The sequence below is a fragment of the Glaesserella parasuis genome (genome assembly GCF_017352235.1).
Lineage (GTDB): Bacteria > Pseudomonadota > Gammaproteobacteria > Enterobacterales > Pasteurellaceae > Glaesserella > Glaesserella parasuis.
This window is the reverse complement of the sequence record NZ_CP071487.1, coordinates 725,574-739,404: the sequence shown is the minus strand read 5'-3', so window position 1 is coordinate 739,404 and position 13,831 is coordinate 725,574. Positions and strand designations below refer to the sequence as shown.

Annotated in this window: 14 protein-coding genes; 8 read left to right on the top strand and 6 right to left on the bottom strand. The window is 40.7% G+C overall.

The window, feature by feature from the left end:
- Window positions 1-141: 141 nt before the first annotated feature.
- Entirely contained in the window at window positions 142-1,425 is a 1,284-nt protein-coding gene (gene hemL / locus J1G47_RS03800) for a glutamate-1-semialdehyde 2,1-aminomutase (protein ID WP_075605458.1), read from the bottom strand.
- Window positions 1,426-1,569: 144 nt separating this feature from the next.
- On the opposite strand from hemL, the gene wecA reads away from it, so the two are divergent.
- The 6 genes from wecA to J1G47_RS03770 all read left to right on the top strand — a co-directional run bounded on the left by wecA (window position 1,570) and on the right by J1G47_RS03770 (window position 7,915).
- Window positions 1,570-2,577, top strand: coding sequence for a UDP-N-acetylglucosamine--undecaprenyl-phosphate N-acetylglucosaminephosphotransferase (gene wecA, locus J1G47_RS03795; RefSeq protein WP_207326766.1), 1,008 nt, complete (start codon window positions 1,570-1,572; stop codon window positions 2,575-2,577).
- 69 nt (window positions 2,578-2,646) lie between these two features.
- On the top strand, window positions 2,647-2,898 hold the full coding sequence (locus J1G47_RS03790; RefSeq protein ID WP_010786583.1) for a hypothetical protein: 252 nt from the start codon (window positions 2,647-2,649) through the stop codon (window positions 2,896-2,898).
- A 54-nt stretch (window positions 2,899-2,952) separates the two neighbouring features.
- Window positions 2,953-4,041 (top strand): non-hydrolyzing UDP-N-acetylglucosamine 2-epimerase, encoded by a 1,089-nt coding sequence (gene wecB / locus J1G47_RS03785; RefSeq protein WP_010786584.1) that lies wholly within the window; start codon window positions 2,953-2,955, stop codon window positions 4,039-4,041.
- A complete protein-coding gene (wecC, locus tag J1G47_RS03780; protein WP_207326765.1) occupies window positions 4,041-5,285 on the top strand; it encodes a UDP-N-acetyl-D-mannosamine dehydrogenase in 1,245 nt (414 codons plus the stop codon). Before wecB ends, wecC begins: the two co-directional genes overlap by 1 nt.
- Before the next feature lie 90 nt (window positions 5,286-5,375).
- On the top strand, window positions 5,376-7,097 hold the full coding sequence (locus J1G47_RS03775) for a protein-disulfide reductase DsbD (RefSeq protein ID WP_207326764.1): 1,722 nt from the start codon (window positions 5,376-5,378) through the stop codon (window positions 7,095-7,097).
- Window positions 7,094-7,915, top strand: coding sequence for an SDR family NAD(P)-dependent oxidoreductase (locus J1G47_RS03770; RefSeq protein ID WP_035491433.1), 822 nt, complete (start codon window positions 7,094-7,096; stop codon window positions 7,913-7,915). Before J1G47_RS03775 ends, J1G47_RS03770 begins: the two co-directional genes overlap by 4 nt.
- Window positions 7,916-8,011: 96 nt before the next feature.
- Here the strand turns inward: J1G47_RS03770 and mnmE are convergent, their stop codons facing one another.
- Complete coding sequence (gene mnmE / locus J1G47_RS03765) at window positions 8,012-9,370, bottom strand: tRNA uridine-5-carboxymethylaminomethyl(34) synthesis GTPase MnmE (protein WP_021114457.1); 1,359 nt, start codon at window positions 9,368-9,370, stop codon at window positions 8,012-8,014.
- Window positions 9,371-9,601: 231 nt separating this feature from the next.
- On the opposite strand from mnmE, the gene J1G47_RS11770 reads away from it, so the two are divergent.
- The gene (locus J1G47_RS11770; protein WP_234924171.1) at window positions 9,602-10,078 is read left to right on the top strand and encodes a hypothetical protein; all 477 of its coding nucleotides are present in this window, start codon (window positions 9,602-9,604) and stop codon (window positions 10,076-10,078) included.
- Window positions 10,079-10,138: 60 nt separating this feature from the next.
- Window positions 10,139-10,852: a hypothetical protein gene (locus tag J1G47_RS03755; protein ID WP_207326763.1), complete on the top strand. Its 714-nt coding sequence runs from the start codon at window positions 10,139-10,141 to the stop codon at window positions 10,850-10,852.
- Window positions 10,853-11,126: 274 nt separating this feature from the next.
- On the opposite strand, the gene J1G47_RS03750 is transcribed toward J1G47_RS03755, so the two are convergent.
- The 4 genes from J1G47_RS03750 to J1G47_RS03735 all read right to left on the bottom strand — a co-directional run bounded on the left by J1G47_RS03750 (window position 11,127) and on the right by J1G47_RS03735 (window position 13,820).
- On the bottom strand, window positions 11,127-11,603 hold the full coding sequence (locus tag J1G47_RS03750) for a DUF805 domain-containing protein (RefSeq protein WP_005712752.1): 477 nt from the start codon (window positions 11,601-11,603) through the stop codon (window positions 11,127-11,129).
- Window positions 11,604-11,698: 95 nt separating this feature from the next.
- Window positions 11,699-12,142: a type II 3-dehydroquinate dehydratase gene (aroQ, locus tag J1G47_RS03745; protein WP_160403386.1), complete on the bottom strand. Its 444-nt coding sequence runs from the start codon at window positions 12,140-12,142 to the stop codon at window positions 11,699-11,701.
- 295 nt (window positions 12,143-12,437) lie between these two features.
- Window positions 12,438-13,118: a 3-keto-L-gulonate-6-phosphate decarboxylase UlaD gene (locus J1G47_RS03740; RefSeq protein ID WP_005712749.1), complete on the bottom strand. Its 681-nt coding sequence runs from the start codon at window positions 13,116-13,118 to the stop codon at window positions 12,438-12,440.
- Between the two features lie 231 nt (window positions 13,119-13,349).
- The gene (locus tag J1G47_RS03735; RefSeq protein ID WP_005712747.1) at window positions 13,350-13,820 is read right to left on the bottom strand and encodes a PTS sugar transporter subunit IIA; all 471 of its coding nucleotides are present in this window, start codon (window positions 13,818-13,820) and stop codon (window positions 13,350-13,352) included.
- Window positions 13,821-13,831 lie beyond the last annotated feature (11 nt).

Sequence of the window (13,831 nt, the reverse complement as noted above, 5' to 3'; positions counted from 1 at the left end):
TGTTACGGTTATATGGTGGGTCAAGACCCACCCTACAAGCTGATTATCTATTTATTTGCAAAATCTTCATAAGAGAATACCGCTTATTTAATTACCAAGTGGTATAAAACAAATAGATATTTCTAAATACCACTTATAATATTACTTCATCTCAGCCAACGCCAAATCCGCCATTTCAAGCGTATAAGCAATATCTTCGTCGCTATGTGCTAAAGACATAAAACCTGCTTCAAAGGCTGATGGTGCAAGATAGACACCTTTCTCTAACATTTTATGGAAGAAGGTATTAAACGCCTTCACATCACATTTCATCACATCTTGATAGCTTTCTATTTTGGCTTGTTCGGTAAAGAATAGACCAAACATACCGCCAACATACTGAACTGTCATCGGAATACCGTGTTTATCCGCTAAGGCTTTGAAACCTTCCGCAAGGGTTTTAGTTTTCTCTGCAAGCAGTTGCTCATTACCTGCTTTTGATAGCTCCGTTAAGCAAGCCAAACCAGCGGACATTGCAATCGGGTTACCTGAAAGCGTACCTGCTTGGTAAACAGGGCCTGTTGGTGCGATAAATTCCATAATCTCTTTTTTACCGCCAAACGCCCCAACCGGCATACCACCACCGATGATTTTACCAAGCGTGGTTAAATCTGGGGTTACGCCGTAGTAACTTTGAGCACCACCAAGTGCAACACGGAAGCCTGTCATCACTTCGTCAATAATAAATACGGCACCATATTGAGTACAGAGTTCACGCAAGCCTTGCAAGAAGCCTTCTTTTGGCGGAATGCAGTTCATATTACCCGCCACAGGCTCAATGATTAGACAGGCAATGTCGTTTGGATATTGTTCAAAGGCTTGTTTAACCGATGCTAAATTATTGTATTCGCAAGTGAGTGTATGTTTTGCAAAATCTTCAGGTACCCCTGGAGAGCTTGGCTGACCTAAGGTTAATGCCCCTGAACCTGCTTTAACTAATAGTGAATCTGAGTGACCGTGGTAACAGCCTTCAAATTTAATGATTTTGTCACGTTTCGTATAGCCACGAGCAAGGCGGATAGCAGACATTGTCGCTTCTGTGCCAGAGCTGACCATACGCACCATTTCGATTGACGGTACGAGTTTGCAAACTAATTCAGCTAACTCAATTTCAATGGCTGTCGGCGCACCAAAACTTAATCCGTTGGGTACGGCTTTGAGTACGGCATCAATAATGGCTGGGTGATTATGCCCAAGTACCATTGGCCCCCAAGAGCCAACGTAGTCAATATAACGCTTGCCTTCGCTATCCGTAATATAAGCACCTTTCGCACTGTCAATAAACACGGGCGTACCACCGACACCTTTAAAAGCTCGCACAGGCGAGTTCACCCCACCTGGGATAACACGTTGTGCTTTTTCAAAAAGAGATTGAGATGTTGTCATAAGAATCCTTAACGTGAATCACGTAAAATGGAGTTATTTTACTGTAAATTACGCTTTCTGCGTGAAAAAAATTGAGTGTTTCAGCGGTTATGCTATGCTAGCCAGCATTTTAGTTTTCCCTTATTGAAAGGATAAACCGAGTATATGTGGCTGACATTTATTGCTGTATTTTTGGTTTCTTTTATCTCACTTATTGCAATGCGTCCTGTGGCGGAAAAAATTGGTTTAGTCGATAAGCCCAATTTCCGTAAACACCATCAAGGTGTCATTCCCTTAATTGGTGGTATTGCCCTTTATCTTGGCAATCTCGCTTTCTACTTATTGGAATGGGAACAGATGCGATTGCCAGAGCTGTATTTGATCGCATTAACCATTTTGTTAATGATTGGCGTGTTAGATGATCGCTTTGATCTTAGTCCATTTCTGCGTGCAAGTATCCAAGCCGTACTCGCTGGGGCAATGATTTACAGCGGTTTATCCATTGAAAACCTAGAACAACTGAACGCTCCTTTTAGCTTGGAAATTGGGGCATTAGGTGTCGTACTAACCGTCTTTATCACCATCGGCATGATTAATGCGTTCAATATGATTGATGGTATTGATGGCTTGCTCGCAGGACTTTCTTCGGTAAGTTTTGCTGGATTAGGCACATTAATGTTACTTGACGAGCAATATACGCTAGCCTATTGGTGCTTTGGTATTATCTTGGTGTTACTGCCTTACGCAATGTTTAATCTCAGCGTTTTTGGGGCAAAATGGAAAGTCTTTATGGGCGATTCGGGCAGTACCCTAATTGGTTTTACCATCATCTGGATTTTACTACTCAGCACACAAGGACAAAGACACCCCATCAGCCCAATAACAGGTTTATGGCTGATTGCCGTGCCATTAATTGATATGGTTGCGGTTTTCTTCCGCCGTTTGAAAAAAGGTAAAAGTCCATTCAGACCAGACCGCTTGCATATTCACCATTTGATGATGCGTGCAGGTTTAACCTCACACCAAGCGTTAGCGGTAATTACCTTTGGTGCAGGGCTTTGTGCGACCTTCGGCGTAATTGGCGAAGTTTATTACTGGAACCAATGGGTAATGTTTGTTGCCTTTGTTTTCCTTTTCTTTCTATATTCTTATTCTATTGTCCAGGCGTGGTGAATTACTCGATTTGTTCGTCGCCACAAACGCCGTGCAAGAAGAAAACAAACTGTTTAGAGGAATAATTTAATGAGTGAGCAAGTGAAAACACAACGTTCTAGTGTAGGACTATTTTTTACATCTTTATTTTTATTATTAATGCTTTCTGCTATTGGCGGTGTAGCGGGTTGGTTTGGTGCAACAACGCAAACAGCTTATTGGAAAGCTGAGGCACAATTTGAAGCCCCTAAAGATCAGCTGTTATGGACAGCTATTGGTGGCGGTATTGGGTTACTGCTAGGCTTTTTCGTTGTGTTGTTCATTAATCGTAAGAAAAACTAGCTTGTGGCATATCGTATCTTAGCGGTCTTTGGTACTCGACCAGAGGCAATAAAAATGGCTCCTCTTATTAAAAGATTGCAACAGGAAGAGGCTTTTGCTATTCAAGTTTGTGTAACAGGACAACACCGCCAACTACTCAATCCTGTGTTATCTTTGTTTGATATTCAACCTGACTTTGATCTAAATATCATGAAATCAGGGCAAGATCTGGCAAATATTACAAGCCGTATTTTACTAGGAGTAAGTGAGGTGTTGTCTCAATCTCAGCCAGATCTTGTTTTAGTTCACGGCGATACAACTACCACATTTGCTGCCAGCTTGGCATGCTATTATCAGCGTGTACCGATTGCCCATATCGAGGCAGGATTACGTACAGGAAATCGTTTTTCCCCTTACCCTGAAGAAGCTAACCGTCATTTAACCAGCGTGTTAGCCAACTATCATTTTGCCCCAACAGATAAGGCTAAAGCTAATTTATTGGCAGAACATCATGCAGAAGATCGTATTTGGGTAACGGGAAATACGGTTATTGACGCTTTAATGATGATGTCGCAAAAAATCATACAAAATCGACCGCTCGCTCAACAGATGCAGCAGCAGTTTCCCTTTTTAGATCTACATAAAAAACTGATCTTAGTCACAGGACATCGCCGAGAGAACTTTGGCGATGGATTTAAACGGATTTGCCATGCTTTGCGAATATTAGCAGAACAGCATACTGACATACAGATTGTCTATCCTGTTCACCTTAATCCTAACGTAATTGAGCCTACCCAACGTTTGTTAGCAAATATTGATAATCTCTTTTTACTTGAGCCTCAACCTTATTTGCCTTTTATCTATTTAATGCAAAAAGCCTATCTAATTTTAACTGATTCTGGCGGCATTCAAGAAGAAGCACCCGCATTACAGAAGCCAGTGCTATTAATGCGAGAAATCACCGAACGTCCTGAAGCTGTGTTAGCTGGCACAGTGAAGTTAGTAGGAACTAATACCGAGTATATTGTTCAAAGTGTGAAGGCATTATTAAACGATCCACAACAATACCAACAAATGAGCCATGCTCAAAACCCATACGGTGACGGTAAAGCGAGTGAACGTATTGTTGCGGTGATAAAACAACTTGCACAAGGAACAATGTAATGGCTGTATTTGAAAAAATAGTCGTTGTAGGACTGGGCTATATCGGTTTACCTACAGCAGCGGCTTTTGCACTTGCAGGGCTACAAGTGATTGGCATTGATTGCAACCCTCGTGTGATCGAACAAATTAATCAAGGTCGAAGTCATCTACATGAACCTGAACTAGCTCAAGCTGTATTACAAGCGGTAAGTTCAGGGCATTTTTATGCAAGCACGGAACCAACCTTTGCCGATGCATTTATTATTGCAGTTCCCACCCCTCTACAGGCAAACCGTCAACCAGATTTAACCGCAATACAATCAGCAGTGAAAAGTATCGCACCCTACTTAAGACAAGGGAATTTAGTAGTATTAGAATCTACCTCTCCCGTAGGAACAACTGAACAACTTGCTCAATGGATTGAAAAAGAACGCCCTGATTTATCTATTCCCACAGATGTGGCGGTCGCTTATTGTCCTGAGCGAGTATTGCCTAGCAATATTTGGCATGAGCTCTATCATAACGACCGTGTGATTGGCGGATTGACCCCGAACTGCACACAACAAGCGGTAGCGTTGTATCAGCTTTTTGTAAAAGGAGAATGTATTACTACTGACTCTCGGCTGGCTGAGATGTGTAAACTCACTGAAAACAGTTTTCGAGATGTGAATATTGCTTTTGCCAATGAGCTATCAATGATTTGTGATCAACTCAATGTCAATGTTTGGGAGTTGATCCGCATAGCGAACCGCCACCCTCGCGTAAGTATTTTACAACCTGGAGCTGGGGTTGGAGGGCATTGTATTGCTATCGATCCATGGTTTATTGTTGCTCAATCAGAACATGCACGCTTGATTCGTACTGCACGAGAAGTCAATGATAGTAAAGCTTTTTGGGTTATTGATAAAATAAAAAGTTGCCTAGCCGAATGTGCCGTTGCAACAAATCGTAAAATTTCTGATCTGACATTAGCTTGTTTAGGGATTACCTTTAAAGCTAACGTATCCGATCTGCGAGAGAGCCCAGCCCTAGCAATTACAGAATACTTTGCCGATTGGCATCAAGGTAAATTATGGGTGGTTGAACCACATATAGCTCAATTGCCAGCTTCCCTTGCAGAAAAAGTAGAATGGGTGGATTTTGTTCAAGGTATCACAGCGGATGTTGTCGTGTTCTTAGTAGATCATCTGGCATTTCAGCAACATGCTAAAAGACATCTATCTCCTACATGGTTGGTGGATACAAGGGGATCGTGGACAAATTAATTTGGTTTATTACTCTGATTAAGTGAAAGAGCTTGTATATATAAAGCAATCATCTACAATTCACTTTATCTTGAAGGGATAAAATTATCTATGTTTAAAATTATTTTTACACTCTTTTCCTTGAGTACATTTTATTTGCCTGCTACTGCAAGCCTATTTAGCTCACAACCTAAATTTCTACCCAGCGATCAGGCATTTGCGTTTTCATCTCAACAGCAAGCGGATCAACTGCAACTCGCTTGGCAGATTGCCGATGGCTACTATCTCTATAAAAAAGAGATCGCTATTTCGTCAAACAATGCCAAACTGGGCGAGCCACAATTTCCAACGGCAGAGCGTTACCAAGATGAGTTTTTTGGGGAAGTAGAAATTTATCGCAATCAGCTAACAATCCCCGTTGCCCTTGAAGCGAATGCGACTGGGCAAGTGCTGGTGCGTTATCAAGGTTGCACCAAAGGCTTTTGCTATCCCCCTGAAGAAGTGACCCTTGATTTACAAGCGGCGACTTCCGCTGATAATGTTGCAAAAAATACCGCAGATATTACCGCTATTTCTGTCGCTCAACCTAAAGCCGAACAGAACCAACTTGCCGAAACCTTAGCCGAAAATCGCCTTGCTATTTTTTGGTTCTTTGTGTTAGGGCTGGGGCTTGCCTTTACGCCTTGTGTGTTACCGATGTTGCCACTACTGTCTGCGATTGTGATCGGCAGTAAACAGCGTCCGAATAGCCTACGCGCGTTTTTGCTCAGTTTAAGCTATGTGCAAGGAATGGCAGTCACTTACACGCTCTTAGGGCTACTGGTTGCGGCGATTGGCTTGCCTTTTCAAGTCGCTTTGCAAAGTCCGCCTGTACTGATTGGGCTTTCGTTGCTCTTTATTTTGCTCGCAATGTCGATGTTTGGTCTCTTTACCCTACAACTTCCACACCGTTGGCAACAAAAATTAAATCAACTAAGCCAACAGCAACAGGGCGGATCGTTTTTTAGCGTATTTGTAATGGGAATGATCGCAGGGCTAGTTGCTTCCCCTTGCACATCAGCACCCCTATCTGGTGCATTGCTCTATGTGGCACAAAGCGGTGACTTACTGACAGGCGGTTTAGCTCTCTACCTATTAGCCTTAGGAATGGGCATTCCACTGATGTTAGTGACCCTTTTCGGCAACCGCATTTTGCCAAAATCGGGGGATTGGTTGCTGAAAGTAAAAACGCTGTTTGGCTTCGTAATGTTGGCTCTGCCTGTCTTTTTGCTCTCTCGTGTGCTACCCACTGTTATTGAGCCACTGCTGTGGTCGGCTCTGGCGATAGTCTTTTTACTCTGGTTAAATGAGCAGTGCGATGGTTTGCAGGGCTGGAAAAAAGTGTTTCGTTTGCTTGTATTGGCAACCTTGGTCGTTGCGAGCAAACCTTGGCTAGATCTTGCGTGGCAACCTACGCCAGTAAACCAAACTCAAAGCAACCATTTTAAACGCATTCACTCCCTTGCAGAATTAGAGCAACAACTGACCGCTAACAAAGGTAAAAAAGTGATGCTCGACCTGTATGCCGACTGGTGCGTGGCTTGTAAAGAGTTTGAAAAATATACTTTCGTTGATCCAAAGGTGCAGGCGAAATTGGCAGAAATGGCAGTGTTGCAGATCGATATGACAAAAAACTCTGGTGAAAATGATGAATTGATGAAGCATTTTCAAGTGCTGGGCTTGCCGACTATCCTTTTCTTTGATGAGCAAGGCAGGGAATTGAGCCAATCTCGTGTGACAGGTTTTATGCAGGCAGGTGACTTTGTTCAATGGTTAAACGGATTAACACAATGAAAACCATCTTAATTACAGGCTGTTCGTCGGGCATAGGTTATGCAACAGCCCATTATCTCAAACAACAAGGCTGGCGAGTAATTGCCAGTTGTCGCAAAGCGGAAGATGTACAACGTCTGCAATTTGAAGGCTTTGAATGTGTTGAACTTGATGTGACTAACTCAGCCCAAATTGCCCAAGTCTTTGATTATATTCAACAAAGCGGTGGTTTAGATGCAGTTTTTTGCAATGCAGGTTATGGACAGCCAGGGACAGTGGAAGACATTCCCCGTGAAGCCTTGCGTGAAATTTTTGAAACCAACGTATTTGGGGCGTGGGAAGTGATGAACTACGCTTTAAAGCTATTTCGCCAACAAAATCACGGACGGATTTTAATCAATAGTAGCATTTTAGGCTTTGCCGCAATGCACTTTCGTGGGGCTTACAACAGCACTAAATTTGCTTTAGAAGGTATGGCAGACACCCTTCGCCACGAATTGCACGGCTCGAATATCTATGTCAGCCTGATCGAACCAGGCCCTATTCAAAGCAAATTCCGCCCTAATTCTGTGGTGAAATTACAGCAATATATTGATATAGAAAATTCATTCCACAAAGAAGCCTATCAGCAACAGTTGGCACGCCTAAACACCAAAGGAAATGCCAACCCCTTTACGCTACCAGCCATTGAATGTGCTAAAGTTTGTTTAGACGCACTCAATGCCAAACAGCCCAAAGCACGCTATCAAGTGACCTTCCCAACCAAACTATTTTGGTGGCTAAGACGCATTCTGCCTACAAAAGCCTTTGATTTTTGTTGTAGGAAGGGTGGGGGATGATAGTAGAAACTTACTATGATTGATGCTTTTTATGTTAGCTTTCTCATCACAATTGTAACCATATGAAAATGACACTTTTGTCTACTATGCCGATAATTATTTCCCGATACAAAAGGAACTAAAAATATTGCCGAGCAAATCATCTGAGGTAAATTGCCCCGTGATTTCGCTTAAGGCATTTTGTACCATTCGAAGTTCTTCTGCCAATAATTCACCTGCATAGAACTGGGTTAATTGAATGTGTCCACGTTCTAAATGTTCTGCCGCTGTTTCAAGTGCAACTAAATGGCGGCGACGAGCAATAAAGCCACCTTCGGTAGAACTTTGATAACCCATTGATTTTTTTAGATGTTCTCGTAATAAATCCACACCAACTTTAGTTTGTGCTGACAGGCGAATCACAGTGAAATTATCTGCTTGAACCAAACTTTCTGCTTCTCCTGTTAAATCCACTTTATTACGAATAACAGTCACGGGAATGTTTTTCGGCAACTTCGCTAAAAATGTCGCCCATTCTTGTTGGAAACTATCCGCTTGAGATTCATTGCTATCAATCATTAATAAAACGTGGTCAGCCTGTTCAATCTCGTCCCACGCACGTTTAATTCCGATCTTTTCTACTTCATCACTGGCTTCACGCAACCCTGCGGTATCAATAATATGCAACGGCATTCCATCAATATGAATATGTTCACGCAACACATCACGGGTTGTCCCAGCAATATCGGTAACAATTGCCGCTTCACGACCAGCTAACGCATTGAGTAAGCTAGATTTGCCCGCATTAGGTTTACCTGCAATTACAACTTTCATACCTTCTCGCAAAATTGTACCTTGCTTAGCCTCCTGACGAACATTAGCAAGTTGAGCGATGATCTCATTCAGTTTTGCTTCAATTTTACCATCAGCTAAAAAATCGATCTCTTCATCAGGGAAATCAATAGCCGCTTCTACATAGGTTCTCAAATAGATAACAGAATCAACCAATTCATTGATTTTATTGGAAAATTCACCTTGTAATGATTTTAGAGCGGAACGAGCCGCTTGTTCAGAGGTTGCATCAATTAAATCTGCAATGGCTTCTGCCTGTGCAAGATCGAGTTTATTGTTTAAAAAGGCTTGTTCAGAAAATTCACCTGCTCGAGCAATACGAACCCCTTTTACTTTTAAAATGCGGTTGAGTAAGAGGTCTAAAATCACTTGTCCGCCGTGTCCTTGTAGCTCAAGGACATCTTCCCCAGTAAACGAATGAGGGGCTTTGAAAAAGAGGGCAATACCCTGATCTAACACGGTCCCATCTTCATCTTTAAAAGGAAGATAATCAGCAATACGAGGCTTAGGGCATTTACCTAAGACCGCTTGTGCAACCTCTGTAGCGAGAGGCCCCGATACTCGCAAAATTCCAATTCCACCACGTCCAATTGGAGTGGCTTGTGCAGCAATGGTTTCTTTCATTCTAAATAAGTTGAGTATAATGAGAATAGTGTATTGTACCCCATAAAAGCGGTGAGATTGAGATAAAATTTTACTAGAGTTGAGATTAGACGAAAGGAGAAAGCCATTTTTAGTGTAGATATCTACTCATGTAAATTCTTGTGATCTAGTTCACATTTATAACTTATTGATATTGAAAGGATTATCTATAATTTATTATGGTATAGCTTCTTTCATTTATCAGGAGGTTATATGTTAAATCTAACTCGTCGTTCTCTTCTATTAGGGTTAGGTGGAGCTGCAGCTCTAGCTATCACACCATCTATTGCGAATTCAGCAGGGTTTAAAGTACGTTCTGCTCAATATAGCACTAAAGATCGTCAAGTAGGGCTAGCTTATGCACGTTCTAATGATGGCATCCTGTGGGAAAAACCTAAGTTGGGCATCGTGGATTTTGAAGGGAGTAAAGAGAACAATATTATTATGCGAGATGTGGCAGGAACAGGTATTTTATATGAACCAACGGAAGTTGATCCAAATAAACGTTTTAAATTAATTACTCGTAAAGAAGATAATAAGAAAATGGCGGTTGCTTTTTCAGCAGATGGTATACATTTCTCGCCGTTAGTTGAATGGAAGGAAAATAGCCCAATTTTAGGAGCTGATTGCCATAACTCTGTTTTTAAAGATAGTCGTACTAATCAATATGTGCTGACTACTCGTTTATAGGCAAGTAACTTTCGGGTTCTGGCTATCTCACGCAGTGATGATTTTATTCACTGGTCACCATTGGAAGAGGTGATCCGAGGTCAAGGGTATGGTGAACAAACTTACTCTATGACGGTATTTGAATATAATGATATCTATTTGGGACTGGCATCTATTTATAAACAAGGTGACAATTCAGTGATGGATTTTGATACTTTGAATTTAGAACTGTACTGGTCTACAAATTTGACGGAATGGAACAAAGCTGTACCTGAACATAATATATTGATTCCTGCTGGAGCAGGCAGAGAGAAATACCTTGATGGGGAGTTTTATAGTGCAACAATATTTGCATCGTCCATGACGGCAGGAGATAACCGTATTTATTATATGGGAGGGAAAGGTCGACATCGAGGTTGGCGAGAGAGTGGACTAGGGCTTGCATTTGTAGATAAAGATAGACTTGCAGGGATGGTTGCTCGAGATCCAGCTAAACCAATGCATTTTTCGACCCAATCATTTAAGTTCTTTGGAGAAGATCTTTTTATTTTGGCTGATATTGAAGTTAATGGCAGTTTAAGCATCGAAGTAGATAAAAAAGAGGGGTTCGAATTCGCAAATGCAGAGTTGATTCAGGTAGATAATGGATATTATCAGGTACGTTTTAAGGGGCAATCATTGGTTTCTGCATCTCAAGAAAAAGGTATTCCATTTTCAATCACTTGCATCAATACAACGTTTTGGGGGATTAGAGGGAATTTTGAAATGGATGAATCTCGTTATTGGAAGGGATAAATATGTATATAAAAAAGGAACTCAGAATATACAATCTTTTAATTATATATTAACAAGCGTATAGTCTATAAAGGCTAACCATTTTTGTTTGATAGTAGAAAAAAGTGTTGTTGAAGAGTTAAATCCTTATAGTGCAAAGTTTTAAGCCCTCTTTTAATTAAATCTATTGCAAATGATAGATGTAGAGGGCTATTCAATACATCAATCCAAACGTATCACTTTCATGTGGTCATCATTGCTATGGGTGGTTAAATTTTTCTTCTGACAGTACCGCTTACGAATCTACAACAGCTTTAGGATCCGCACCGTATTTATTTTCAAAACGATCTCCGTCAATGAAGAAGAGTAACAGATAGAAAATAACAGTGATAATTAATACTACAATAATAACAACTGCTTTCAGCGTTGAAAAATGATTGTTTATGACATCTTCAATATTATATCCTGCAATGACTAGAACAATTGACATGGCTAGCTGACAAAGTTGCCACCAACCTGAACAACCTAGATCATGTAAACGGCGAGTAACAAGGCTGATTGATGGAATAATCAAAATCAATCCAAACAATAGATTTAATCCATTGAGCAGTTCCGCCAAACTAAACATTCGTAATACAGTTGCAGCTGAGCTAAATAATGAAAAACAGAGATCAATAAGAATGATGATTAAGATAAACCAGCCATACTCTGCTCGTCTTGCTCTGCCCTTAAAATTAAAGCTGTTTTTTAGTGCGTGAATAAACCATTTCATTCATTTTCCTCCTTTGGTTAGATTAAATTTTGTGAATAATGAGGTTTATTTTTCCACTTGTAAACTTCAATATGTGGATTATTCCTAATAATTAGCTATGAAGAGGGGGTTAGATAGCTTATCGCATAATCTAACGCATAGTCGTAACCTTTTGCCCCTAAGCCACAGATCACCCCTTTTGCCACATCGCTCAAATAAGAGTGGTGGCGGAAAGGTTCACGGGCGTGTACATTGGATAGATGAACTTCAACAAAAGGAATAGCGACAGATAATAAGGCATCACGCAAGGCGATGCTGGTGTGAGTAAATGCGCCTGGGTTGATAATAATAAAATCAACTTTTTGGAAGCTTTGATGAATGCGATTAATCAAAGGTTCTTCACCATTTGCTTGAAAATAGTCAAACGCAAAGCCTTGGGCTTCTGCTTGTTGTTTTAAATGTTGCTCAATATCAGATAACGTTTGTGAACCGTAGATATGAGGTTCACGCTTTCCGAGCATATTTAGGTTGGGGCCGTTTAACAGTAAAATGGTTTTCATACATTCTCCTATAGGATATTTGTATTTAATTTATGTACCAATAATAACATTACATATTAAAGCATATTTTTAGAAAAAAAATACTAATCTAATTAAAGTTGTTTCTGATTTAAAGTTCTTATTTATTCCGATAATATCTTTCAAATCAGTAGGTAGAAGAGGGTTATTAAAAGGAAGAGCTATTGTAGACTTTAGATAACCTATTTTATTTTTAAGAATTGGGCGGTTAGGATAAATGATGGATGTAAAAAAGGCAATATATTTGACTATATTGCCATTAAAGATAATAACGGTATTATGCCCAATATTTATCAATTTCCGCACGAATTGCTTCAGCGGTTGCTTTACCTTTTTCACCGACTAAGGCACGACCTGCGATGAAGGCTTTGGCATTTTTAACTTCTTTGAAAAGATGAATTTCTTCAGGAACGATACCGCCTGTAATGGATAGTTCTAAACCTTTTGCAGAAAGTTGTTTCATTAATTCAATATCTTCTGCTGTCCAGCCTTTTCCTGCTAATTCAGCATCGCGTGAGCGGTGGTAAATCGCTTGTTTTACGCCTAAATCTACCCACTCTTGTGCGTCTTTTTCAACTGTCCAGTTGCCGTAGATTTCGATTTGAATTTCTTTTTTCACTTTTAATTCAGGGTGAGCGGCATTAAATTCATCTGCCACTTTTTTACAAGCTGCTTTGGTTGCTGGGTGAGCTGCTGCTGAAACGGTAAGCCAGTCTGCTCCTGCTTCAAATGCCATTTTGGCAAGGATTGCACCGCCATCGGTGGTTTTTAGGTCACATACGATGATGTGGTTTGGGTGTAATGCTCTGAGTGTTGAAATGGCTTTCATACCTTCTGCACAAGCTAGGATTGTGCCACATTCGATAATATCGACAACATCTTCTGCTTGTTTGGCATCAGCAACAGCTTTTTCTAAACTTAAAGAATCAAGGGCAATTTGGAGAAGTGGTTTTGACATATTATTTTCCTTTTAAAGATTAAAAATTAGGGTTGCAAGCGGTTAGATTTGAGAAAGAAATAGCGAAACTATATAAATATTAAAACAACATTGTAGGGACGCCACGCTTGGCGTCCTTTAAATATCATCTTTACTATATTTGGGAAATGGACGCCAAGCGTGGCGTCCCTACATTTCTCTTGTGTGCTGAATATTTACCAAAAACAACGTTTTCCCAACCGCTTGTATGAATTAGCCGTTTAATGCTGCATCAATCACAGCATACACATCTTCTGCGGTTTTACAGCGGCGGATTTTATCTAAATCAACGCCTGTGTCGCTATCTGGATCATCAAGCACTTGGGTGATTTCCATTAAGCCTTGCATATGTTGATCTGAGTCGCTACCTGCAAGGGTTAAAAGTACATCAACAGGCTCGTCTTCACCTTCAAAATAGATTGGTGTGTCAAGGGTAACAAGTGCAAATGATGTTTTGATTACCCCTTCTTCTGGGCGAGCGTGTGGCATTGCTAAACCTGGTACGAGAATGATGTAAGGTCCCATCTCTTTGATTTTGCTTACAATATTGTCGTAATAACGTGGTTCGATTGTGCCAGCGGTAACAAGTAAGTCTGTGCCGATTTTGATGGCTTCTTCCCAGTTGCTTGCGGATTGATGAAGCTTGATTGAGTTATTTTCAATTAAAGATTGTTTTAAATTCATTGTACACCTCT